This is a genomic window from Microvirga sp. ACRRW (genome assembly GCF_022346925.1).
Classification (GTDB): Bacteria; Pseudomonadota; Alphaproteobacteria; order Rhizobiales; family Beijerinckiaceae; genus Microvirga.
On sequence record NZ_JAKRNJ010000005.1, the window covers coordinates 34,475 to 59,009 of the forward strand.

Below are 24,535 nucleotides of genomic sequence, written 5' to 3' on the forward strand. Positions count from 1 at the left end.
GCTCGAATGCATCGAGAACCCGACATCGTCGTGATCGGCGGCGGTCTCATGGGCGCTTGCGTCGCCTGGGGGCTCGCACGACGGAATTTGCGGGTATGCGTTCTGGACGAGGGCGACATCGCGCTGCGTGCCTCCCGAGCTAATTTCGCACTGATCTGGGTTCAGGGGAAAGGATTAGGTTTCCCTGCCTACGCAGCCTGGACGAAGACTGCTGCTGCTGATTGGCCAAGGTTTGCTGCGGATCTCGAGTCCGATACCGGCATCGATGTCGGTCTCGACCAACCCGGCGGCTTCACCCTTTGTCTTTCAGACAGGGAGTTGCAGGCGAGTGTCGATGCGTTGGAGCAACTTCGTGAGCAGTCCGGCGCATTGGCGCATCCCTACGAAGTGCTCGATCACGCGCAGACGAAGATGCGACTTCCCGCGATTGGTCCTGATGTGACGGGGGCGATCTATTGTCCACTGGACGGGCATGTGAATTCGCTCCGGCTTTTCCGAGCTTTGCATGCGGCTCTTCTGTCGCGCGGTGTCGACTACCGGGCGGAGCATGCTGTCGACACGGTCGAGCCGCGAGATGGCGTCTTCATCGTGAAGGGCACCTGGGGTGAGATCAGAGCTCCTAAAGTCGTTCTCGCCGCTGGGCTCGGGAATGCAGGATTGGCTCCTATGGTGGGGCTGGACGCTCCGATGAAAGCCAGCCGCGGGCAGATCGTCGTCACTGAGAAGGCTTCCCGTTTCCTCCGCTATCCCATCGTCACTCTTCGTCAGACCGATGAGGGCGGCGTCATGATCGGTGATAGCGAGGAGGCGAACGGTGCGAGCCTCGCGGTCGATCACGCGATCTCCTCCGTGATGGCAGATCGAGCCATTAGAATGTTTCCGCTGCTGGCGGATTTGAATGTGGTCAGAACGTGGTCTGCCTTTCGCGTCATGACATTGGATGGCTATCCCATCTACGATCAGTCGCAGGCTTATCCCGGCGCTTTCATCGCGATGGCGCATTCCGGTGTCACACTGGCTTCCCGGCACGCCACAATCCTCGCGGATGCGATCGCCGCTGGGACGATTCCGGAAGAGGTGTCGGCTTTCGCGACCAGGAGGTTCCATGTTTCGGCGTGCGCCTGACCGCATCAGGGATCAGTTTACATTCACTTTCGACGGAATGCCGATTACGGCATCGACAGGAGACAGCGTTGCCGCCGCTCTCCTCGCGGCAGGAATTCGCGCGTGTCGCACGACACCCGTTTCAGGCGCGCCAAGAGGGCCCTATTGCATGATGGGCGTCTGCTTCGAATGTCTCGTCAGGATCGATGGCGTGGGCAATCGGCAAGGATGTCTTATCCCGGTGCGGGAAGGTATGAAGGTCGAAACCCAGAAGGGTTCGCATGTCCTGACAGTGGAGCAGGGCTCATGACATCTGCACATGCACATCGGGACGTCAAAGATCTCGCCGAGTCCTATGATGTCATTGTCATCGGCGCTGGGCCTGCCGGACTTTCCGCAGCAACGACAGTGTCGACTTTTGGAGCGCAGACGCTTCTCGTTGACGAAAATCAGACGCCCGGCGGCCAGATTTACCGATCCATTCTTCTGGCGCAGGCAGCCGACCGTCGGCGCCTTGGGGGCGATTACTGGCGTGGCCGTGAGATTGCCGAGGCGTTCACTCGCTCGGGCGTGCACTACGCTCCCGCAACGACGGCCTGGAGCATCGGGCCGCAGCATGATGAGCAAGGTCAAGTCATAGGGCATGAGGTAGGTGTGTCGGCGAATGGAACGGCGCGCTTGATCCGGGCGAAACAAGTAGTGCTGGCAACGGGCGCCCTTGAGCGACCTTTTCCCATTCCCGGGTGGACGCTGCCCGGTGTCATGACGGCAGGCGCCGCTCAGATTGCGCTCAAGTCATCGGGGCTTATTCCGGAGGGCAGGGTGGTCATCGCTGGGACGGGACCACTGCTCTATCTTCTGGCCGCTCAATTGATCGACGCTGGAGCAGACGTTTCCGCAGTTCTCGACACAACTCCTAAAGAAAACTGGCTGAAAGCTTTGCGTCATGTGCCCGCCTTCTTGGTCTCGCCTTATGTCGCCAAAGGATTGCGGCTCTTGCGAAAGGTCCATCGCCGCACGAAGGTCGTTCGATGGGTCTCGGCCTTGTCAGCCGAAGGCGCGGGGATGTTGAAAGAGATCGTGTGGATTGCGGATGGGCAGGAACACCGCATGACCGCGGACCTTCTCCTTCTTCATCAGGGCGTGGTGCCCAACATCAATTTCTCGAATGCAATAGGCTGCAAGCACGCATGGGATGAAATGCAACTCGCATTCAGGCCCTGGATCGATGACTGGTATGAGACCTCTGTTGCCGGAATTGCCATCGCTGGAGACGGAGCGGGAATTCGCGGCGCCGATGCGGCTGCTCTTCAGGGCTCGCTGGCAGGGCTCGGCTGCGCGGGCAGGCTCGGACTGATCGGTTCAGATGATCGGGATCGGCACGCAGCGCCGCTGAAAGCACAACTCGCGGAAGTCACCCGAGGGCGGAATTTTCTCGACACGCTTTATCAACCCTCCAGATCGTTCAGGATTCCTCAAAACCCCGACACCATCGTTTGCCGATGCGAAGAAGTCTCCGCAGGTAAAGTTCGAGAGTCCGTGAGAGCGGGTGCGATTGGTCCCAACCAGATGAAGGTTTTTCTCCGCTCCGGAATGGGGCCGTGCCAGGGGCGATTTTGCGGTCTCACAGTGACGGAATTGATTGCGGATGAGCGCAATGTGAGCCCGGAGAAGATCGGTTATTACCGACTACGCTTTCCCATCAAGCCTTTGAAGCTGCGTGAGCTTGCCAGCTTGCCGCAATCGGATTCAGCTAAAATCGCCGTTCTCGCCGACTTGGCCGATACGCACCATTCCAAGTCTCAATAACCAAAGGAAAATTGAAATGACTGAAAGGCATATCCAAACGCCCATCATGCATCGTGTCGTGGTGCACAACGGCATCGTCTTCGTCGGTGGGACGGTTGCCGATGACATGTCGGTAGGACTTGAGGGGCAGACGGATCAGATCCTCGCGAAGATCGACGGGTATCTCAAGGAGGCTGGCACCGACAAAACCCGCCTTCTGTCCGCGACCATCTTCCTCACGGATCTCAATCGCAAGCCCGAAATGGACAAGGCTTGGAAGCGTTGGCTCTCCCCGGAGCATTTCCCCACTCGTGCAACGGTGGGGGTGGCCGATCTGGGAGAGGATACCCTGATCGAGATCGTGATCACCGCTGCGGCCTCAGCTTAAAGCGTCATCGCTTTCCCGTTCCGTCGCATATCCTGCGCCGGGACGGGGGAGCCTGATAGAGCTCAGCAAAAGGACGCCCCTGAAAAAGGGCCGTTTAGTGTTGCTGCAGCAGCCTCAAGCGAACGCGTAAGGCTTCCTGAATGTGTGATCGTGCAATTTTCTCTGCACGATCCGCATCGCGCGCGGCGATGGCGTCTATGAGCGCACGATGTTCCTGGGCCGCCGTCGAAGGTCTCGCCGCGACGCTGAACGTGGTCGCGCCAAGGAGGGCGATGCCGTCCTGAAGCTCCTGCAAGGCGCTGTCCAGATAGCGGTTCCTTGCGGACCGGAAGATCATTTCATGAAAGGCGCGGTTGAGCCGCGCCATCTCGGCAGGATCGTTCGTATGAGCCTCGAAAGATTGCTCCAGGTCGATGAGCGCATCGATCTCCGGCTGAGAGGCATGCTGGGCGGCGAGGCGAGCCGCCGCGCCTTCCAGGATCTCGCGCATGGCATAGAGCTCAAGCACCTCGGCCGGACCGAGGCTGCGGACGATCAGCCCTCGTCCTCCGGCCGGCTCCACGAACCCTTTTGCCAGGAGGCGTCCCAAGGCCTCGCGAACTGGGGTACGGCTGACCTTGAGACGCTGGGCTACGTCTTCCTCGCGCAGTCGATCACCGGGGCGGTAAAGGCCGGCGCGTAATGCTTGGCAGAGTGAGCGGAAAACCGCTTCACTCAAAGGAATGCCTGCATCCCGGTCGACCAGTTCCAACTCATTCAGTGCTTGGCTCGGCATCGGCGTTCCCAAAATTGACGCAGCCCTTTTGAACCATTGAACATTCAACTTGACTAGGGGATGCGTTCGGATATCTTTGTATACAAAGGTGTGCGAATTTAGGCTGGAATTAAATTCCCCCAAGAAGGCTTCTGGCAAACTAACCTGCTGGCAATGAATTGTTTTCCGGGTTGAGACTCCTTGCTCGGGCTGTATTTCGGCTCTGGCTCCTTGCCCCAAGCGCCCCTCAAGCAAGCGCGGATCCGCCCCTGGATCTGGCAATGAAAGATATGACCCAACGGGAGTGTGAGGGTTGGACACATGAAGGCGGGAACAGCTTTTTCACAAAATCTACCGCTGGAAGGAGGCGCATCCTCCACTACGGCAGTACAGACCCAGGCCGTTCCTGTGGAACTGACGCGTAAATACGATGTCCTGGTTGTCGGTGGCGGCAATGCCGCCCTCTGCGCTGCCATCAGCGCCCGCCGTTCCGGCTCGTCCGTGCTGGTGCTGGAAGCTGCCCCCAAGTTCTATCGGGGCGGCAACACACGCCACACGCGCAACATGCGCTGTGCACATGATGCGGCCACAGAAATCCTGTCCGGTCCTTACACGGAGGAGGAGTTCTGGGAGGATCTCCTGCGCGTCACGGGCGGGCAGACGGACGAGGAGCTCGCCCGCTTCATGATCCGTGAATCCAAGGAGATTCTGAACTGGATCGTCGAACAGGGCGTGCGCTGGCAGCCGTCTCTCGGCGGAACGCTCAGCCTCGGCCGCACGAACTCGTTCTTCCTCGGGGGAGGGCGTGCGATGCTGAACGCGCTTTATCTCACTGCCGAACGTCTTGGCGTCGATGTGCTCTACGATGCCGAAGTCGTGGATATGGATATTCGGCATGGGACGTTCTTCTCGGCGACTGTCGCTTATGGCGGTCAGCGGCACGAGGTTCGTGCGTCGAGCTTGGTCGCCGCTGCAGGAGGTTTCGAGGCCAATATCGAATGGCTGAAGCAGTATTGGGGAGACGTCGCTGAAAACTTCCTGATCCGCGGCACGCCCTATAACCGGGGTTCCATGCTCAAGATGCTGCTGGACAAAGGCGTGCAGCAGATCGGAGATCCTACGCAGTGTCATGCAGTCGCCATCGATGCGCGTGCGCCGAAATTCGACGGCGGCATCATCACGCGCCTCGACTGTGTCGTGTTCGGCATCGTGGTGAACAAGAACGCGGAGCGTTTCTACGACGAGGGCGAGGATATCTGGCCCAAACGATACGCCATCTGGGGACGCCTCGTGGCGGCGCAGCCCGACCAGATCGCCTACATCATCTTCGATGGGCCATCGCTCGAGCTGTTCATGCCGTCGCTCTACCCGCCAGTGAAGGCGGACACGATCCAGGAGCTCGCCGGCAAGCTCGGGCTCGACCCGCAGGCACTTGAGAAAACCGTCGAAACCTTCAACCAGGCTGTACGCCCCGGCACATTCGATCACACGATCCTGGACGATTGCCGGACGGAAGGGCTCACGCCGCCCAAGACTCATTGGGCGCGAAAAATCCAGACCGCTCCGTTCTATGCTTATCCGGTTCGCCCGGGCATTACCTTCACTTATCTGGGCACGCGCGTGAACAAAGAGGCTCGGATGATCATGGCCAACGGCCAACCATCGGCCAACATGTTCGCCGCTGGGGAGATCATGGCCGGAAACGTGCTCGGCAAGGGCTATGCCGCCGGCATTGGAATGACCATCGGCAGCGTTTTTGGACGCATCGCCGGACGAGAGGCTGCGAAGAATGCACGCAACTGAAGCTTTGAAAGAAGCCGACCGTCTGATGACGGTCTGCAATTCCTGCCGTTATTGCGAGGGTCTCTGCGCCGTCTTTCCTGCGATGGAAATGCGCCGCGCCTTCACGGATGGCGATCTCAATTATCTCGCCAATCTCTGCCACAGCTGCGGTGCCTGCTATACGGACTGCCAGTTCTCCCCGCCGCACGAGTTCAATGTCAATGTTCCCCAGACACTGGCGAAGGTGCGTAACGATTCCTACAAGTTCTACGCTTGGCCGAGGGCGTTGGCTCCGCTTTTCGAACGCAATGGTTTGGCGATCAGCCTTGTCGTGGCTTTCAGCGTCGGCATCTTCTTCTTCGGCCTAATGGCCATCAACGATCCGGCGGTGATGTTCGGCGTGCAGACGGGGCCGGGCGCGTTTTACCGGATCATGTCGCATAACGCGATGGCGGGTGTGTTCGGCGCAGCGTTCTTCTATGCGATTGCGGCGATCATCATGGGCTTCCGCATGTTCTGGCGGGACATCGGTGAAACGAAAGAGACGCTGACCAACGGCGTCTCGGTGTGGCAGGCCATGAAGGACACGATGGCATTGCGCTACCTCGATGGCGGTGGCCCCGGCTGCTTCAACGAGGACGAGCGTCCCACCGACCGCCGCCGTCTTTATCACCACATGACCTTCTACGGCTTCTTCCTCTGCCTTGCGGCAACGAGCACGGCGACGCTCTATCACTATCTCCTCGGGATGGAGGCTCCTTATCCTTGGTACGATATGCCCGTGGTTCTTGGCACGATAGGCGGAATCGGACTCGTCATCGGGCCCGCCGGCCTCATGTGGGCGAAGTTCAAGCGCGACCCTGCTCTTCGGGACGAGAATGGACGCGGCATGGAGATGGCTTTCATCGCGATGCTGTTCCTGGTGAGCTTGACCGGCCTGATGCTCCTGGTCCTGCGGGCAACACCTGCGATGGGAACGATGCTCGCACTGCACATGGGCTTCGTGTTCGGCTTCTTCATCACGATGCCCTACAGCAAATTCGTTCACGGCATCTACCGGTTCGGCGCGCTTGTTCGCTACGCCAAGGAACGGCGCGCGCTTCATGAGCCGACGCCGTCGAAAGCCAAAGCTCTCGCAATCCCTGACGCCAAGGCAGGAGCCTGAGGGCGCGAGCCAGCATCAATTTCACAAAGACCGCCACGACAAAGCTGGCAGTCGAACATTCGACTAGGAGAAAACAATCATGAAGTTCAATCGAAGGACATTGTTGGGATTGGCGTTGATCGCCGGTGCTGCTCTGCCGTCGGCAGGTCTCGCTCAAGAGGGAAGCCTGAAGATCATGGCGCCCGCGGCTCCCGGGGGAGGCTGGGACCAGACGGCCCGGTCCGTGGCGCAGGCCCTCATGGAATCTGGCCTTGCCAAGTCGGCGCAGGTGACGAACGTGCCGGGTGCAGGCGGGACGATCGGCATCGCCCAATTCGTGAACAGTGCGAAGGGCGATGCGACGCAGCTCATGGCAAGCGGATATGTCATGGTCGGCGCCATTATTACGAACAAGTCTCCGGTGACGCTGGACCAGGTTACGCCGATTGCGCGACTGACGGGTGAATGGCAAGCCATCGCCGTTCCGGCGGCTTCTCCGATCAAGACGATGAAGGAACTCGGCGAGCTCATTAAAGCCGATCCGGCGAAGGTGACCTGGGCTGGCGGATCGGCCGGCGGGCCTGACCATATTCTGGCTGCCCTGATCACGAAGAACGTTGGCGCGGATCCCAGCAAGACGAATTACATCGCATTCTCGGGCGGTGGCGAGTCTCTCGGCGCGCTTCTTGGTGGAAAGGTGACCGCTGGCATCAACTCACTGAGCGAGTTCATGAGCCAGGTTAAGGCAGGAAAGCTGCGCCTTCTGGCTATCTCCACGCCGAGCCGCATACAGGATGTCGATGCTCCGACCCTGAAGGAAAGCGGCATTGATCTTGAACTCTCCAATTGGCGCATGATCGTCGCCCCGTCCGGGATCAGTGCCGATGAACGAGCCCGCCTCGTGAAAATGTTCGAGGATCTCGCAAAGTCCGATGCATGGAAGAAGATGCTCCAGACCAAAGGTTGGGACGACATCTTCCTGACGGGATCCGCTCTGGACGAGTTCGTGAAAACCGAGCAGACGCGAACAGGCGCTGTGCTCAAGGAGGTCGGCTTGGTCAAATAAGCGAGCGAAGGCGTTTGATCCTTCCGCAGCAAACCGAACGTAGCGATAACTGGAAAGGTGCGCCTTGTGCGCGCCTTTTTGCGTGAGGCTCTTGTACTGGCAGAATAAAGTGAGACGAAAATCTCCGAGCTCTTCTAAGGCTATGGCGGGAACATTCGTCTTTCGCGGCACGTTGGCCGATGCCACCTTCGCGAGTGCGAGACATCATGAGCGCCGTTCCGTACATTCCCTATTGCGGCTCCCCGCCGGTTCCCGGCCAACTGGCCTGGAACACAGACCCGGTGCTCGTCGCAATTCTGTTCGGCATTGCCGCCTTTTATGCTTTGGGGTGCCGTGGACGGGAAACGCCGGACAGGTATCGGCAAATCTGCTTCTTTGCCGGCTGGATACTCGTCGTGGCGGCACTGGTATCTCCTTTGTGCAACCTCAGCGTCGCCCTGTTCTCAGCGCGGGTCGCCCAGCACATGCTCCTGACCTTGGTCGCTGCCCCCTTGATCATTCTCGGCCGACCCGGAGAGGTCTTTAGCCGTATGATTCCCCATCGCATGCCGGTCAGTTTACCCCTTGGAGACGGTGCGCTGCAGGCTCTTGCGACGCTCGGTTTCGCGGCTGCGCTCTGGATCTGGCATCTGCCCGGACCGTATGACCTCACGCTTCAGAGCGACCTGATTTATTGGGCCATGCATCTCACGACATTCGGGGCGGCGTTGTTGCTCTGGCATGCCCTGTTTGAGCGCTTGAGCTGCATTTCCGCGGCCCTGCTCATAGGCTTCGGCACCACAGTCCAGATGAGTCTCCTGAGCGCGTTGCTGACTTTGGCACCGCGTCCTCTCTTCAGGGCCCATGTCGGAACCACTTGGCCGTGGGGACTTTCGCCCGGGGAGGATCAACAGCTCGGCGGACTTATCATGTGGGTGCCCGGGGGAACGCTTTTCACGGTGATTGGCGTGCTAGCCTTCGGAGCTTGGCTGCAGGGAGTATCGGCTCGAGCAGACACTTCGACGCTCCGCAAATCATGACAGATCGGCGATAGGTTCTCAGAGCACGCCTCCGAGGATGGCCAATCCGGTGATCGTCACTGCTCCGCCGGCAACTTGCGTCATGCGAGTACTCTGGTGTTGCCCTATGGCGCTCATCACACGGCCCAATCCGATGCCGAGGGCGTGGAGAAGAGCGGTCACAAGGATGAAGCCAATCCCATAGGCCAATCCGGACATTGCTTCCGGCAGTTCCGTGCCATGTGCATGGCCATGGAAAATCGCGAAAAACCCGGCCAAGGCCATAGCCGCAACAGCCGAAAGGCGCTGTCGAAAAGCAAGCACTGCTCCGAAAACCACAATGGAAAGAGCGATGCCTGCCTCGACGAACGGCATCTTCACTTCGGCCGCGCCGAGAATTCCACCGACGGCCATCATGCTGATGAAGGCGAGGGGAACGAGCCACAGAGCCCGGCCGCCGAGATGAGCTGCGAAAAGGCCTGCCGCCACCATAGCCAGCACATGATCGAGCCCTCCGATGGGATGCGCGAAACCATGAACGAATCCTTCCGGACTGCCAGCGCCCGTATGAGCCAGGACAACTGAGGGAAGAAAGGCAAGTGCCGCAGCCAAGGCCATTACGGTTCGTGACATTCATGCCTCCGAGTCATCTTGGGCCGACTATCGGTCGTGTCTATCAAGAGAGGCAAGCTCAACAATTTAGCACGCTGCTTCGTTTCTGCTCATCCAGAAGAGAGCATCACGATCCTCTCTTCAGTCTGTGCCTCGCCTCTGCATATGGAGCGCCGTTTACGAATGCCCTTAGCGCTGGGCAGGGCTTGAGAAAGAGCTTGAGAATAAGCACTAAAAGCAAGCGGGATTTTATCTGCCGAGAGCCGTTTTTTGAATTTGTGTCCAAATTTGCATCAAAGATGTCCAAATTTGTTAAGCGAATGGCCCGCCCGATCAAGCAGGGCTGATGGAATACTCTAGGATGACGTCCGCGCAATCGCCTGACCCGCGATGCTCGTCCGAGACGATACTGCGCATATGGCAGGCGTAAGCTTGAAAAGCGATGCGCTCCAGAAACAGCCAACCGTGTGAGATGGGCGTATCCGCAGCGCTTCGTTCACATGTCATCCTTTGCCATGCTGCGGAGAGGAGGCTCCCATGAGGACACTGACCCTGTTGATCGGTGGAGCATTGTTGACTTTCGCGGGGCTCACTTCTGCTCAGGCGCAGCCCAATCCCATTCAAGGAACGCCCAGCTCGCTCTTCCCCTATGCCGCTCCGAACGAGATTAAGATCATCAACGGCATTCCATGCCGGACTATCTTGGTTCAAGGCACCAACCTCCGCGTGCCTATTGAGTGCGCAGACCGTGTTGCGACCGGGACCTTTGAGCCGAGTTCCACAGGGAGCATACGCGTCGAGGAAGGGGGCGGGCGCGATTTTGCCGGACGCCCAATCTCGGGCACTCCCAATGCGATCTTCCCTTATGCCGCGCCGAATGAGGTTCAGATCATCAACGGGGTGCCGTGTCGCACCATCCTCGTTGAAAACAGCTACCGTGTTCCTGTGGAGTGTGCCCGCTGATCGACCGCACATTCCCCTTGGCCCAAGAACACATCGCGCGCCCTGTGAGAGGGCGCGCGACAACGTTGGCTTCTAATCCCAGGCGAGAGCCCCGCCGCTCTGGTAGTCGATGACACGTGTCTCGAAGAAGTTCTTTTCCTTTTTCAGATCCATCGCCTCCGACATCCAGGGAAACGGGTTTTCGGCCTCCGGGAAAACGGGCTGAAGTCCGAGCTGGCCGCAGCGGCGGTTGGCAATGAAGTGCATGTACTGCTCGCAGGATGCCGCGTTGAGGCCAAGGAAGCCGTTGGGCATCGTGTCTCGGCCATAGGCTGCCTCGAGTTCGGCGCCCTCGCGCAGCATGGATCTGATCTCGTCCTGGAAAGCCTTCGTCCACAAGTGCGGATTCTCGGCCTTGATCTGGTTGATGACGTCGATGCCGAAGTTGAGGTGAATGCTCTCGTCGCGCAAAATGTATTGGTATTGCTCGGCGATGCCCACCATCTTGTTGCGCCGTCCGAGCGACAGAATCTGCGCGAAGCCGGTGTAGAACCACATGCCTTCGAAGATCACATAAAATGCCACGAGATCGCGCAGAAAGGCCTGATCGGCCTCGGGCGTGCCCGTCGTGAATTCGGGGTTCTCGATCCCTTGAGTGTGCTTGAGAGCCCACGCCGCCTTGTCGGTAATCGACGGGACCTCGCGGTACATGTTGAACAGCTCGCCCTCATCGAGGCCGAGGCTTTCCACGATGTACTGGAAGGTATGCGTATGGACTGCCTCCTCGAAGGCCTGACGCAGCAGATACTGGCGGCATTCCGGATTGGTCAGGTGGCGGTAGATCGCCAGCACGATGTTGTTCGCCACAAGGCTCTCGGAAGCCGCGAAGAAACCGAGGTTGCGCTTGACCATGCGCCTTTCGTCTTCGGTCAGACCATCCCTCGACTTCCACAACGCAATGTCGGCCTGCATGGAGACCTCGGTCGGCATCCAATGATTGTTGCAGGCGGCGAGATACTTCTCCCAGGCCCACTTGTACTTGAGCGGCAGGAGCTGGTTTACGTCGGCGCGGCAGTTGATCATCCGCTTGTCGTCCACGCTGACACGCCCGCCCGAGCGGTCGATGGCACCAAGGCCCGTCGTCTCAGACGATTGAGTTGAAGAAGCGGTTGGGTTTGGGAGGGCGTCAGAGACGCGGCGCGGTTCGGACCAATCGAGCATGGTTTAATCCTTGAATGATGCGTATGAGAAGCCGCGCCAGACGGCGCGGCCCAAACAGTGTGCGGGCCAGAGTTATTGGCAGGCCTCGCACTCGGGATCGTCGATGGAGCAGGCCTTGCCTTCGGGCACTACGCTGGCAGGCATGGCGATGGGCATGACCTGCACGGCGTTGAGCTTGCCGTCCGTGCCCTTCAGGGTGGACTTCTCCACATGCGTCGCCGAAGTGGCGCGCAGGTAGTAGGTCGTCTTGAGGCCGCGCTCCCAGGCCAGGCGGTACATGGAGTCGAGTTTCCGGCCATTCGGGTTGACGATGTAGAGGTTCAGCGACTGCGCCTGATCGATCCATTTTTGACGTCTTGCCGCTGCCTCGATCAGCCAGGAGGCGTCGATCTCGAAGGCCGTGGCATAGAGTGCCTTGAGGTCGTCCGGCACCCGGTCGATCGAGGCGAGGCTGCCATCGAAGTATTTCAGGTCCGCGATCATCACCTCATCCCACAGGCCGCGCTCCTTGAGGGCGTGGATGAGGGAGGCATTCACGACGGTGAAGTCTCCGGACATGTTGGCCTTGACGAACAGGTTGCGGAAGGCCGGCTCGATGGATTGTGACACGCCGCAGATATTCGAAATCGTGGCGGTCGGGGCGATGGCCATGCAGTTCGAGTTGCGCATGCCAGTGGTCCGCACCCGCTGCCGGAGGGCGCCCCAATCCAGGGTCGATGAGGCCTCCAGATCGACACCGCGGGAATCGGCGAGAAGCCGGACTGAATCGATGGGCAGTATGCCCTTCGACCACAGCGAGCCCTCGAAGCTCGGATAGCGCCCCCGCTCTGCGGCGAGGTCCACCGAGGCAGAGATGGCGTGGTAGGAGAGAACCTCCATGCTCTCATCGGCAAAATGAACGGCCCCATCCGAGGCATAAGGCAACCGCAGGATCTGGAGCGCATCCTGGAAGCCCATCAGACCCAATCCCACCGGGCGGTGGCGTAGGTTCGAGCGGCGAGCCTCCGGGATGGTGTAGAAATTGATGTCGATCACGTTGTCGAGCATGCGCATGGCAACACGCACCGTGCGCTCCAGCTTGGCGTGGTCGATGCCCTGTGCCGTTACGTGCCGGGCTAGGTTGACGGAGCCGAGATTGCACACCGCCACCTCATCGCGTGAGGTGTTCAGCGTGATCTCCGTGCACAGGTTCGAGGAATGTACGACGCCCACATGGCCCTGCGGCGAGCGGATGTTGCAGGGGTCCTTGAAGGTGATCCAGGGATGCCCGGTTTCGAACAGCATCGTGAGCATGCGCCGCCAGAGGTCAACGGCACGCACCTGCTTGAACACCTTAATCCCGCCCGCAGTCGCCTTGGCCTCGTAAGCTTCGTAGGCTGCTTTGAACGCCGGGCCGTAAAGATCGTGCAGATCAGGGGTCTCGTCCGGCGAGAACAGAGTCCAGGTGCCGTCCTCCGCGACGCGCTGCATGAACAGGTCCGGCACCCAATTGGCGGTGTTCATGTCGTGGGTGCGGCGGCGGTCGTCACCCGTGTTCTTGCGCAGGTCGAGGAACTCCTCGATGTCGATGTGCCAGGTTTCGAGGTAGGCGCACACCGCACCTTTCCGCTTGCCGCCCTGATTGACGGCAATTGCCGTGTCGTTTGCGACCTTCAGGAACGGCACGACACCCTGGCTCTCGCCGTTGGTGCCCTTGATGTGAGCACCAAGGCCTCGGACAGGTGTCCAATCGTTGCCCAGGCCGCCTGAGTACTTGGCGAGCAGCGCGTTGTCCTTCACCGACTTGAAGATGCCATCGAGGTCGTCGGGCACGGTGGTGAGGAAGCAGGACGAGAGCTGCGGGCGCGTCGTGCCGGCATTAAACAGGGTTGGTGTCGAGGCCATGAAGTCGAATGACGACAGCAGGTCGTAGAACGCGATGGCCTTGGCCTCGCGGTCGATCTCTCGAAGGGCCAATCCCATCGCGACACGCATGAAGAAAGCCTGCGGCAGCTCGAAGCGGACGCCCTCGACGTGCAGGAAATAGCGGTCGTAAAGTGTCTGGAGGCCGAGGTACTGGAATTCCAGATCACGCTCGGGCTTCAGAGCCGAGGCCAGCCGCCCCAGATCGAAGCGTGCGAGCTCCGGATCGAGCTGCTCGGCGTCGATGCCTTTACGGACATACGCTGGGAAGTAATCGGCATAGCGGCTTGCCATCTCTCTTTGCGTGGCCTGATGCGTGCCTCCATGGACAGCCGAGAGCGCCTCGCGGCGCAGGCTGTCGAGGAGCAGACGAGCGCTGGCATAAGCGTAGTTCGGCTCGCGCTCGATCAAGGTGCGGGCGGCGAGGACAGGAGCCTGGGCCAACTCATCCTCGGTGATGCCGTCATAGAGATTCCGCATCGTCTCGGCGAGGATCGCCTCCGCCGACACGTCGGCCAGTCCTTCGCACGCCTCGGCTACGAGGACGTCGAGGCGGGCCATGTCCAGAGGGACGCGCGTGCCATCATCGAGACGCATTTGAAGGCTGGGCGTGACCGGGACGACCTCGGGTGCTGCCTTGGCACGTTCTGCTGCGTGCTCTTCCCGGTAGAGAACGTAAGCCCGGGCGACCTTCTGGTGTCCGGCGCGCATGAGAGCGAGTTCGACCTGATCCTGCACATCCTCAATGTGGAATGTGCGACCGGCCTCGGCCCGGCGGGTTAGGGCGGTTACGATCTCGCGGGTCAATTCCTCGACGATGTCGTGCACACGCCGGGAGGCCGCGGCCGAGGAGCCCTCGACACCGAGGAAGGCTTTGGTGAGTGCAACGGCAATTTTTGTGGGATCGAAAGGCGTGACTGCGCCGTTGCGGCGGATGATCTGATAGCTCAGTTCTCCGCGGTTCACGCTGACTGGACCCGATGAAGCCAAGATCCCGACGGGAGCGGCGTGGTCGGTGTGGAGGGAAGAGGACATTCGGCAACCCCAAAATGTTGGGGGCATGGGCCGAGGAACGCAAAACGCGACCGTGAAGACGACGGTTCGCCAAGCGATCCAACGGGGCACCCCGCCCGAGGACATGATCGACAGTCCTGGGCAGGTCTCCTGGCTTGCGGGTCGTTGCTTCCTGCCGGCCTTCCCGGTGATGGCTCACCAGTGACGCTGAATGGCAGTTTGCTCGCCGCTCACAGTTGCGGGGGCAGCCCCGGATTCGCCTTTCGGCACACCGGATTCCCTCTTAGCCTCGACTCACCATCGAGGACCCATGAACTACCAGATATGGTGGATGTGGCGGGTGAAGGCGTCAATATACAGCGCCTGTCATCGTCCGCCTTTCCCCAGCCAATCACCATCGGGGATTTGCGGCGGCATTGTCTGAGACGGCTGCTCGACGAGCCCGCTTCGAGGATACTTTATGATTACGGTATCTGGGGGCTGTTTATAGGATATTGGCGGAGAGGGTGGGATTCGAACCCACGGTGGGCTTGCACCCACGGCGGTTTTCAAGACCGCTGCCTTAAACCACTCGGCCACCTCTCCAGCGCAGCGCCATTAGGCTTCCAGAGCCTTTCATGGTTCGCATGGTTCTGTAAGGCCGCAAAGCCGCTCCCGTCAACTTCCACGAATGAAGACTGGGGCGGGTATAGGAGGGTGTAAGCGTTTCCTGGCGCAGAAAAGGGATCCAGGAAAAGGGATTCTAAGCCTCGGAGGCTCTTGAAGCCTGCTATGACAAGGTAAGTTATCGATCCCTATGTCATTGCGGTTGTTTAGTTTTTAAGCCATACGAAACACTGTTAAGAATTTAGTAGCTTTGCGATTGACAAGCGGGGCCATTTAACTTCCTTTTAAGGCGATAAAAGCACTTTGGTTGGCTGTTCGGGGCAATTCTGACGCCGCCATGCGCAGTGCTCAAAGGGGATGCAAAACAACATGCATTGTGAACGCGCTGAAGCGAAAAGCGGTCTGGCAGGCTTCATGCCTTTCAACGGCCAAGCTCTCATCCGTGTTGCAGGTGTCGTGGCCATTGCCCTGACTGTTGCAAACTGCTCCTCGAATGTCCGGGGCGGCGTCGATCCCAAATATGGCGTTGCTCCCAGCCCACGCGTTGTGGCTAATGGCCAGGTGGTCCCGAAGGGCGGCGGACGCAACATGGTAGGCAAGCCCTATACGGTTGCCGGCCGCACCTACGTTCCTTCCGAAACGCCCCGTTCCGTCGAGGGTCTCGCATCCTGGTACGGCTCCAATTTCCATGGCCGCATGACGGCGAACGGCGAGATATTCGATCGCGATTCGATTGCTGCGGCTCACACCACCATGCCGCTTCCGAGTTATGCGCGCGTCACGAATCTTCAGAACGGCCATTCCATGATCGTCCGCGTGAACGATCGCGGCCCGTTCCATGGTAACCGCGTGATCGACGTGTCCGAGCGTGCGGCTTCCGCCCTTGGCTTCCATAGGGCAGGGACGGCCAAGGTTCGCGTCGACTATGTCGGCCGCGCCTCCACCAATGGCAGCGACGACCGCATCCTGCTCGCCAGCCTTCGTACGGACGGCCAGCCTGCAAGCCTGACCGGCGGGGCTCCGACGATGATCGCGCAGGCGACGCCGCGTCCTGCCGCTGCTCCGCGTCAGGCCATCGGCATCAACACTTATGAAGCCGAAGACGAGATCGAGGCTGCAGCCCCAGTTGCTCCTCAGCAGCTTGCGGCCTCTGCGATCCCGGTTCGCAGCAATGTCCCGCTGCCTCCCGAGCGCCCGTTCGATCTCGGCACGATTCCCGGCGCGAGCACTCCCGGCATGAATATGAGCTCCGCTGGGCAGAGGGCTCTGCCTGCATCTCGTCCTGTCGTCGCGGGCCTTTACTATGCTGCGCCGGAGCCGGCTAACAACGGCTTCCAGAAGGGCGGCAGCTTCAACACGCTGAACCAGTCGCAGTTCGTCCGCTAAGAATCGAGGGCAGGGCTCCCAACGGAGCCCCCTTGTGACTGCCGTGTGGCGGCACACAGCTTATCCTTACGTAACGTTGATTTGCCATTGACGCGCTACAGATTCAGGCTCTCCTAACGGAAGAGCTTGGATACCTTACGATGCGTCATATTCTGCCTGCCCGTTTTCTCAAGATCGCCATTCTGTCCTTCGGCGCCCTGGCCCTGAACTGGGTTATGCCGCATGAGGCGCGGGCGCAGAGCTTTCAAACATCGGCCCCGACGGCGATTCTCATGGACGCCGACAGCCATGCCGTTCTCTTTGAAAAGAGCGCCGATGAGCTGACGGCTCCGGCGAGCATGGCAAAGACCATGACCGCTGAAGTCGTTTTCAATGAGATCAAGGCCGGGCGGCTTTCCTTCGACAGCACGTTCACGATTTCCGAAAACGCATGGCGCAAGGGCGGTGGCGGCTCGGGCGGCTCTTCCATGTTCGCCCAGGTCAACACCACGATCCGCCTGGAAGACCTGTTGCGCGGACTTATCATCCAGTCCGGCAACGATGCGGCCATCGCCATCGCGGAGGGCATCGCGGGTACGGAGGAGAACTTCGCCAAGCTCATGAATGAGCGCGCCCGCGCTATCGGGCTGACGAAGTCAACTTTCCGCAACGCGACCGGCTATGGACATCCGGAGCAGAAGGCGACGGCTCGCGACCTTGCGAAACTCGCGATCTACATCGTTGAGATCTATCCCGATCTCTACAAGATGTTCGGCGAACGCGAGTTCACCTGGAACAAGATTCGCCAGCAGAACCGGAATCCTCTGCTGGCCATGGATATTGGAGCCGATGGCCTCAAGACCGGCAATATCGACGAAGCCGGCTATGGCCTGATCGGCTCTGCCGTTCAGAACGGACAGCGCCTTGTCGTCGTGGTCAACGGCCTCAAGAGCGCCAAGGACCGTGCCAATGAGAGCCGAAAGCTCCTGGATTGGGGATTCAGGGCCTTCGAGTCCCGGCAACTCTTCGCGGAAGGCCAGGTCGTGGGCGAGGCTCAGGTCTTCGGGGGCAGCAAGCGTTCCCTCCCGCTTGTCTCCATGAAGCCTATTCGTGTACTGGTGCCTCGTGGAGAGAGTGAGCGGGTGACGGCTCGCATCATCTACACCGGCCCTCTGAAAGCCCCTGTCCAGAAGGGGGCGGAAGTGGCCCGGATTCAGGTCAACCGGGGTGAGATGCAGGCGCTCGAAATGCCGCTTTATGCCAATGAGGACATTCAGGAAGGCACCCTGAGCCAGCGCGCTCTGGATGGCCTGCTTGAGTTCGGAACAGGCTGGGTGCGGCGCGCCTTTTCGAGTGTCATCGAAAGAATTTGATGGCGGGTCGATTCATTACGTTCGAAGGCGGGGAGGGCGCAGGCAAGTCGACCCAGATCACGCGGCTTAAAGGTAGGCTGGAAAAGCTCGGTCATCCGGCTCTCGTGACGCGTGAGCCCGGCGGCTCGCCGCTGGCGGAGGAAATCCGGTCCTTCATCTTGTCGGGCCTCGCCAAGCCCCTCGGGCCTTTTGCCGAAGCCCTCATGTTTGCGGCCGCGCGGATCGATCATCTCGACAAGACCATCGTACCGGCCTTGAAGGACGGGAAAACCGTTCTCTGCGATCGCTTCGCCGATTCCACGCGCGCCTATCAGGGCTCATCGGGAGCAATCGATTCCTCTCTGATCGACGATCTCGAAAGGGTGGCTCTGGCCGGCACGAGGCCGGATCTCACCTTCATTCTCGATCTTCCCGCCGAAGTCGGGCTCGCCCGGGCCGGAGAACGTCAGGCTCAGAAAGGCGAGGGGGGCGACAGGTTCGAGGATGAAGCCCTTTCCTTCCACCAGAATCTGCGCCTGGCTTATCTCGACATCGCCAAGAACGCACCGCAGCGCTGCGCCGTCATCAATGCCGATCAGTCGGCGGATGAAGTCGAGGCTGCGATCTGGGCCGCCTTGCGCGAGCGAATCCCTGAATTGACCGAACGTGCCGAGAGGCCTCTCGATGTCGCGTGACGATCAAGACAGCATCGAACCCGATCAACTCGACGGCGCTCCGCATCCGCGCAATCAATTCGCTTTCTTCGGCCACCGGGAAGGCGAGGGAGCCTTCATCGAAGGCTTGCGCAGCGGCAGGCTTCATCACGCATGGCTTATCGGCGGCCCACAGGGAATCGGCAAGGCGACCCTTGCCTATCGCTTGGCCCGGGCCGTTCTTGATCCGCGGAAGGCGAATGATCCGGCGCTTGCGAGCCTCGATGTCTCGCCCGAGGCCCAAGTCGCCCGGCAGGTTTCTGCCCTTTCGCACCCCAATCTGTCCATTCTCCGCCGGGCGCCCGCCACCGACAAGAAGGCCGCCTCGACGACCATCCCCGTAGATGCGGTCCGCAAGGCCCTGAACATGTTCGGCTCCACTGCCGCCGATGGCGGCTACAGGGTCTGCATCGTCGACAGCGCCGAGGATCTGACGATCTCGAGCGCCAATGCGCTGCTAAAGGTGATCGAGGAGCCGCCGCCGCGCTCCCTGTTCCTGATCGTCAGTCACGCCCCTCAGCGTGTTCTGCCGACGATCCGCTCACGCTGCCGCCGCCTGCTTCTGCGTCCTCTGGATAACGACCAGATCAAAGGCGCCATTCGTTCGCTGGGCGAGCCCTGGGCCGATGTGCCGAGCGATTTGCTGGATCAGGCCTTGCCTTACGGTGAAGGCTCTGTCCGACGCACGCTCGAACTTTTGGATGCCGACAAGGTTGCCTTCATCGAGCAGGTCACGCGACTCCTGGAGGGACTGCCGAGGGCCGACACCAAGCAGATCTATGCCTTGGCCGAGGCGCTCTCGAAGAGGGACGCCGAGGACAGCTACGAGCTTGCATTGGAAACGATCGAGCGCTGGGTTTCGGCCAAGCTGCACGAGCGGGCGGGGGCAGGGGCCGAACGCCTTGCGCCTTTGGTGGAGGTATGTGAGAAGATCGCCCGGACGGCTCGCGAAATCGATGTGTTCAATCTCGACCGCCGGCCTTTCATTCTGACCCTGTTCGACGATCTGGCCGATGCGGTTCGCCGAACGGCTTAAGCTCGTTTTGAGCGCCGCGTTCGAGATTTCAGAGTTTTAAGGATCCGCCATGGCCGACAAGCAGAAATTCTACATCACCACGGCTATCTCGTATCCGAACGGCGCGCCGCATATCGGACATGCCTATGAGGTCGTCGCATCCGACGCGATTGCGCGCTTCAAGCGCATCGACGGTTATGACGTGTTCTTCATGACGGGCACGGACGAGCACGGCCTCAAGATCCAGCAGACGGCAGACAAGAATAGCACGACGCCGAAGGCCTTCGTGGATGAGATGGCCGCGAAATTCCGCGCCATGGCGGACCGTCTCGATTGCTCCTACGACCGCTTCATCCGTACGACGGATGCCGACCACCTGCCGTCGACGCAGGAACTCTGGCGCCGGATGCAGGAGAAGGGCGACATCTATCTCTCCAAGTATTCCGGCTGGTACTCGGTGCGCGATGAGGCCTATTACGACGAGAGCGAGCTGACGAAGCAGCCCGACGGCAGCTGGCGCGCACCTACAGGCACGCCTGTGGAATGGATCGAGGAGGAAAGCTACTTCTTCCGCCTCTCAGCCTATCAGGATCGCCTGCTCGAGCATTATGCAGCTAATCCGGATTTCATCAGCCCGGACATGCGCCGCAACGAGATCACCAATTTCGTTCGCTCCGGCTTGCAGGATCTCTCCATCAGCCGCACCACGTTCAATTGGGGCCTGCCGGTCCCGAACGATCCGAAGCACGTGATGTATGTGTGGATCGATGCGCTCAACAACTATCTGACCGGCTGCGGCTTCCCGAACGAGAACGATCCGCGACGGCATTATTGGCCCGCTGATGTGCACATCATCGGCAAGGACATCGTGCGCTTCCATACGGTCTATTGGCCAGCCTTCCTCATGTCGGCGGAACTGCCGCTGCCCAAGCGCGTCTTCGGTCACGGCTTCCTGCTCAACAAGGGCGAGAAGATGTCGAAGTCGGTCGGCAACGTGGTCGATCCGTTCGACCTCGCCGATACCTACGGCGTCGATCAGATCCGCTACTTCTTCATGCGCGAAGTGCCCTTCGGCCAGGATGGCAATTACTCGCACGAGGCCATCGTGAACCGCATCAACGCGGATCTCGCGAACGACCTCGGCAACCTGGCGCAGCGCTCATTGTCGATGATCGCGAAGAACTGCGACGCCGCCGTGCCGCAGCCCGGAGCCTTCACACAGGCCGATCAGGACATTCTCTGGCTTGCCGATGCGCTGCCGGGAAAGACGAGGGCGGCCATGAAGGATTTCGCCATCCACACGACCCTTGCCGAGATATGGGCCGTGGTGGCCGAAGCCAATCGTTATTTCGCCTCTCAGGAGCCCTGGTTGCTGCGCAAGAGCGATCCGGAGCGCATGAACACGGTGCTGTACGTGACCGCCGAAGTCTTGCGGGCGGTCGGCATTCTGGCTCAGCCCTTCGTGCCGACGGCTGCGGCCAAGCTTCTCGACCTCCTGGCGGTCGCTCCGGAAAACCGAGGCCTTGCAGCCGTGGGGCCCGAACACCGCCTGGCGGCCGGAACGGCTCTCCCGCAACCGGCGCCGATTTTCCCGCGTTATATCGAGGCGGAAGCATCCTGACGCTTCCGCTTTGATGGGCTCTTCGGAGCCTTCAGCGGAAACGGAAGCATGTACACCAGCTTTATGTTCGCGACCGGGATCGAGAACAGCATCCCGACCATCAACAATGGCCGCACGCGCATCGACCAGATGGAGAAATGCGGCCATTACAAATACTGGCAAAAAGACTTCGATCTCCTGGACGATCTCGATATTCAGGTCCTGCGCTACGGCCCGCCGTTGCATAAGACCTTTCTAGGTCCTGGGCGGTACGATTGGTCCTTCGCCGACATGACCTTCGGCGAACTCGAACGCCGCAATATCATTCCCATTGTCGACCTGTGCCATTTCGGCGTTCCGGATTGGATCGAGAATTTCCAGAATCCGGATTTTCCCAGTCTCTTCGCAAGCTACGCCGAAGACTTTGCAAAACGCTTCCCCTGGGTGCAGCTCTATACGCCCATCAACGAGATGTTCATCTGCGCCACCTTCTCGGCGGCTTACGGATGGTGGAACGAGCAGCTGCGAAGCGACCCGGCCTTTGTTACGGCTCTCAAGCATATCGTGAAGGCAAACGTGCTCGCCATGGAGCGCATCCTCAAGGTTCGACCCGATGCGCTTTTCATCCAGAGCGAGTCATCGGAATATTTCCATGCGGAGAATCCAGCCGCCATCAAGCCTGCCGAGATCATGAATGCGAGACGCTTTCTTTCTCTCGACCTCAACTACGGTCGCCGCATCGATTCCGAGATGTATGAGTTTCTCATGGATAATGGGATGACGCGGGATGAATATCATTTCTTCCTCAGCCGCTCGTCTCTTCGTCACCACTGCATCATGGGCAACGATTATTACGTCACCAACGAGCATCGGGTGGCGGCGGATGGATCATCGCGATCTGCGGGCGACATTTTCGGTTATGACGAGATCACGCGCCAATATTATGAACGCTACAAGCTGCCCGTGATGCACACCGAGACGAACCTGATGGAAGGGCCGACCGGTGAGGAGGCCGTCAACTGGCTCTGGAAACAATGGGCCAACGTCCTTCGCGTCAGGAATACGGGCGTGCCTATCGTCGGCTTCACCTGGTATTCGCTGACCGATCAGATGGATTGGGATGTCGGCCTGCGCGAGGAGAACAACCGGGTCACGCCGGTCGGACTTTATGATCTCGATCGCAACATTCGGCCTGTCGGGCGCTGCTACAAGCAGCTGATCCATGATTGGTGCAATGTGCTTCCGGCTCAAAGCGTGTGCCTGACGGTTCCCGTGGTATGGCCGCAGGACAAGGATGAACTCACCGTTCGCAGAAATCAGGAAAAATTGAGAATAATGCGGAGCAAAGAATCCCGCGAGGACGATGAGCCTGCCGCCACAACCCAGGAGGTCCGTCGCTAGACGAAGCCGGCAATCCGATCTATTGAGCCCGAAGAGTTAACGGCCTCGGAGGAGGGCGCATTCACCCATGCTGGTCGATAGCCATTGCCATCTGGATTTCCCGGATCTTCAGACACGCCTGCCCGAAATTCTGGCGTCAGCTCAAGCTGCCGGTGTCGGTCGATTGGTGACGATCTCGACCCATGTAGCCCGCTATGAAACCTACAAGGCACTGGCCGAGGCGAACGACGCGGTATTCTTCTCCGTCGGCACGCATCCGCATAATGCCGCCGAGGAGCCTGATGTACCGGCGTCGCACCTCATAGAGCTCTCCGCTCATCCGCGCTGCATTGCCATTGGAGAAGCAGGCCTCGACTATCACTACGACAAGAGCCCCCGCGATGTGCAGCGAAAGGTATTCCGGACGCATATCGAGGCTGCGCGAGAGACCAGCTTGCCGCTCGTCATCCATGCGCGAAATGCCGACGATGACATGATCGAGATTCTGTCGGACGAAATGAGGCGAGGGCGGTTCAGTGCGGTTCTGCACTGTTTCTCGTCAGGCGAGAAACTAGCGCAGGTCGGCGTCGAGCTTGGACTTTATGTTTCGCTCTCCGGGATCCTGACCTTCAGGAATTCGGAGGAAATCCGTCGCATTGCCGCTGCCGTGCCCCGCGACAGGCTGCTCGTCGAAACGGATGCGCCTTATCTCGCTCCGGTGCCGTTCCGTGGCAAAACCAACGAGCCTGCCTATGTGGCCCACACCGCCCATGTTCTGGCGGGTGTCATCGGCGTTTCTGATAGCGAGATCGCGAAGATCACAACTGACAACTTCTACCGTCTGTTTTCCAAGGCGGCTCAGGCCGACATGGTTCGTGATCGGGTTCACGCGCCATGACGCTGAAATTAACCATACTGGGCTGCGGTTCTTCGGCAGGGGTGCCACGTGTCGGAGTCGGCTGGGGAGCCTGCGATCCCGCCAATCCCAAGAACCGCCGCCGCCGCTGTTCGTTGCTCGTTGAGAAGCTGGCAACAAGCGCAACGACAAGCGTTCTAGTCGATACGACGCCTGATCTTAGGGATCAGCTGCTCGGAGCCGATGTGAGGCGCCTCGACGCGGTTTTGTATACCCATGAGCACGCGGACCATACCCACGGCATCGATGACCTGCGGCCGCTGGTCATCGCCATGCGCAAGCGTATCCCGGTCTATGCCGACCGCATGACGAGCGAGCTGCTGCAGATGCGGTTTGGCTATTGTTTCGAGGCACCTGCAGGGAGCAGCTATCCGCCGATCCTGGACATGGGCCTTCTTAAGCCGGGCATAATGACCACAGTGCTAGGGCCGGGCGGCGCCATTGAGGCCATGCCGTTCAGAATGGTCCATGGAGATATCGACGCCTTGGGCTTCAGGTTCGGCAACGTGGCTTATGCGCCGGACGTTAGCCGGATGCCCGAGGAAAGCCTGAGCTATCTGGAGGGTCTCGAAGTCCTCATCCTGGATGCCTTACGCTACACGCCGCATCCGACGCATTTTTCCGTCGCCGAGGCTTTGGAGTTGATCGACAAGGTCAGGCCAAAGCGCGCCATCCTCACAAACCTACATACGGATCTGGATTACGAGACACTACGCCGAGAGCTGCAGCCACAGGTCGAGCCTGCCTATGACGGATTGCAGATTGAGATGTGCTGAGTCGAGAGATGAGCCGCCATCTTTAAGAGGCCACAACAACAGCACGGAAGCCTTAAGGACCTAAGCCTATCTAAGGATACATCAATTTAAGTTCCAT

The 24,535-nt window shown here is 59.8% G+C and carries 21 protein-coding genes, 1 tRNA gene and 1 riboswitch; of the genes, 17 read left to right on the forward strand and 5 right to left on the reverse strand.

Translation table 11 applies throughout. From position 1 onward, the window contains the following. Positions 1-6 precede the first annotated feature (6 nt). From MHY87_RS12995 to MHY87_RS13010, 4 genes are read left to right on the forward strand one after another with little or no spacing between them, the layout of a single operon-like run. Entirely contained in the window at positions 7-1,125 is a 1,119-nt protein-coding gene (locus MHY87_RS12995; RefSeq protein ID WP_239352334.1) for an FAD-binding oxidoreductase, read from the forward strand. Continuing rightward, complete coding sequence (locus MHY87_RS13000; protein WP_239352336.1) at positions 1,106-1,414, forward strand: (2Fe-2S)-binding protein; 309 nt, start codon at positions 1,106-1,108, stop codon at positions 1,412-1,414. The genes MHY87_RS12995 and MHY87_RS13000 overlap by 20 nt, the downstream gene beginning before the upstream one ends. Then, a complete protein-coding gene (locus MHY87_RS13005) occupies positions 1,411-2,913 on the forward strand; it encodes an NAD(P)/FAD-dependent oxidoreductase (RefSeq protein ID WP_239352337.1) in 1,503 nt (500 codons plus the stop codon). The genes MHY87_RS13000 and MHY87_RS13005 overlap by 4 nt, the downstream gene beginning before the upstream one ends. Positions 2,914-2,929: 16 nt before the next feature. After that, positions 2,930-3,280 (forward strand): RidA family protein, encoded by a 351-nt coding sequence (locus tag MHY87_RS13010; RefSeq protein WP_239352338.1) that lies wholly within the window; start codon positions 2,930-2,932, stop codon positions 3,278-3,280. Positions 3,281-3,374: 94 nt separating this feature from the next. Here the strand turns inward: MHY87_RS13010 and MHY87_RS13015 are convergent, their stop codons facing one another. Next, positions 3,375-4,055 (reverse strand): GntR family transcriptional regulator, encoded by a 681-nt coding sequence (locus tag MHY87_RS13015; protein ID WP_239352713.1) that lies wholly within the window; start codon positions 4,053-4,055, stop codon positions 3,375-3,377. 393 nt (positions 4,056-4,448) lie between these two features. Between MHY87_RS13015 and tcuA the strand changes: the two genes are divergently transcribed. From tcuA to MHY87_RS13035, 4 genes are all read left to right on the forward strand, one after another. After that, the gene (gene tcuA, locus MHY87_RS13020) at positions 4,449-5,837 is read left to right on the forward strand and encodes an FAD-dependent tricarballylate dehydrogenase TcuA (protein ID WP_239352716.1); all 1,389 of its coding nucleotides are present in this window, start codon (positions 4,449-4,451) and stop codon (positions 5,835-5,837) included. Beyond that, positions 5,824-6,981, forward strand: coding sequence for a tricarballylate utilization 4Fe-4S protein TcuB (tcuB, locus tag MHY87_RS13025; RefSeq protein ID WP_239352339.1), 1,158 nt, complete (start codon positions 5,824-5,826; stop codon positions 6,979-6,981). Before tcuA ends, tcuB begins: the two co-directional genes overlap by 14 nt. A gap of 79 nt (positions 6,982-7,060) precedes the next feature. Beyond that, positions 7,061-8,026 carry a tripartite tricarboxylate transporter substrate binding protein gene (locus tag MHY87_RS13030; protein ID WP_239352340.1) on the forward strand — a complete coding sequence of 322 codons (966 nt, stop codon included), beginning with the start codon at positions 7,061-7,063 and terminating at the stop codon, positions 8,024-8,026. Positions 8,027-8,232: 206 nt separating this feature from the next. Then, positions 8,233-9,045 (forward strand): cytochrome c oxidase assembly protein, encoded by an 813-nt coding sequence (locus MHY87_RS13035; RefSeq protein ID WP_239352341.1) that lies wholly within the window; start codon positions 8,233-8,235, stop codon positions 9,043-9,045. A gap of 18 nt (positions 9,046-9,063) precedes the next feature. On the opposite strand, the gene MHY87_RS13040 is transcribed toward MHY87_RS13035, so the two are convergent. After that, on the reverse strand, positions 9,064-9,657 hold the full coding sequence (locus MHY87_RS13040) for a HupE/UreJ family protein (protein ID WP_239352342.1): 594 nt from the start codon (positions 9,655-9,657) through the stop codon (positions 9,064-9,066). A 516-nt stretch (positions 9,658-10,173) separates the two neighbouring features. Between MHY87_RS13040 and MHY87_RS13045 the strand changes: the two genes are divergently transcribed. Further along, entirely contained in the window at positions 10,174-10,599 is a 426-nt protein-coding gene (locus MHY87_RS13045) for a hypothetical protein (protein WP_239352343.1), read from the forward strand. A gap of 72 nt (positions 10,600-10,671) precedes the next feature. Here MHY87_RS13045 and MHY87_RS13050 read toward each other — a convergent pair whose 3' ends face one another. The 3 genes from MHY87_RS13050 to MHY87_RS13060 all read right to left on the reverse strand — a co-directional run bounded on the left by MHY87_RS13050 (position 10,672) and on the right by MHY87_RS13060 (position 15,300). After that, entirely contained in the window at positions 10,672-11,799 is a 1,128-nt protein-coding gene (locus tag MHY87_RS13050; RefSeq protein WP_239352344.1) for a ribonucleotide-diphosphate reductase subunit beta, read from the reverse strand. Between the two features lie 72 nt (positions 11,800-11,871). Next, positions 11,872-14,736, reverse strand: coding sequence for a ribonucleoside-diphosphate reductase subunit alpha (locus tag MHY87_RS13055; RefSeq protein ID WP_239352345.1), 2,865 nt, complete (start codon positions 14,734-14,736; stop codon positions 11,872-11,874). A 101-nt stretch (positions 14,737-14,837) separates the two neighbouring features. Beyond that, positions 14,838-15,042: riboswitch (cobalamin riboswitch) on the reverse strand. 168 nt (positions 15,043-15,210) lie between these two features. After that, positions 15,211-15,300 (reverse strand) — tRNA-Ser (locus MHY87_RS13060). 390 nt (positions 15,301-15,690) lie between these two features. On the opposite strand from MHY87_RS13060, the gene MHY87_RS13065 reads away from it, so the two are divergent. From MHY87_RS13065 to MHY87_RS13100, 8 genes are all read left to right on the forward strand, one after another. Beyond that, on the forward strand, positions 15,691-16,707 hold the full coding sequence (locus tag MHY87_RS13065) for a septal ring lytic transglycosylase RlpA family protein (protein ID WP_370644926.1): 1,017 nt from the start codon (positions 15,691-15,693) through the stop codon (positions 16,705-16,707). A 140-nt stretch (positions 16,708-16,847) separates the two neighbouring features. Then, complete coding sequence (locus MHY87_RS13070) at positions 16,848-18,059, forward strand: D-alanyl-D-alanine carboxypeptidase family protein (protein ID WP_370644927.1); 1,212 nt, start codon at positions 16,848-16,850, stop codon at positions 18,057-18,059. After that, the gene (gene tmk, locus MHY87_RS13075; protein ID WP_239352347.1) at positions 18,059-18,733 is read left to right on the forward strand and encodes a dTMP kinase; all 675 of its coding nucleotides are present in this window, start codon (positions 18,059-18,061) and stop codon (positions 18,731-18,733) included. Before MHY87_RS13070 ends, tmk begins: the two co-directional genes overlap by 1 nt. Further along, the gene (locus MHY87_RS13080) at positions 18,723-19,787 is read left to right on the forward strand and encodes a DNA polymerase III subunit delta' (protein ID WP_239352349.1); all 1,065 of its coding nucleotides are present in this window, start codon (positions 18,723-18,725) and stop codon (positions 19,785-19,787) included. Before tmk ends, MHY87_RS13080 begins: the two co-directional genes overlap by 11 nt. Positions 19,788-19,836: 49 nt before the next feature. Then, positions 19,837-21,387, forward strand: a complete 1,551-nt coding sequence (gene metG, locus MHY87_RS13085; RefSeq protein WP_239352351.1) for a methionine--tRNA ligase — start codon at positions 19,837-19,839, stop codon at positions 21,385-21,387. Between the two features lie 48 nt (positions 21,388-21,435). Continuing rightward, positions 21,436-22,767: a family 1 glycosylhydrolase gene (locus tag MHY87_RS13090; RefSeq protein ID WP_239352352.1), complete on the forward strand. Its 1,332-nt coding sequence runs from the start codon at positions 21,436-21,438 to the stop codon at positions 22,765-22,767. A 67-nt stretch (positions 22,768-22,834) separates the two neighbouring features. Beyond that, a complete protein-coding gene (locus tag MHY87_RS13095) occupies positions 22,835-23,644 on the forward strand; it encodes a TatD family hydrolase (protein WP_239352353.1) in 810 nt (269 codons plus the stop codon). Further along, positions 23,641-24,438, forward strand: coding sequence for an MBL fold metallo-hydrolase (locus MHY87_RS13100; protein WP_239352354.1), 798 nt, complete (start codon positions 23,641-23,643; stop codon positions 24,436-24,438). The genes MHY87_RS13095 and MHY87_RS13100 overlap by 4 nt, the downstream gene beginning before the upstream one ends. Positions 24,439-24,535: the final 97 nt, after the last annotated feature.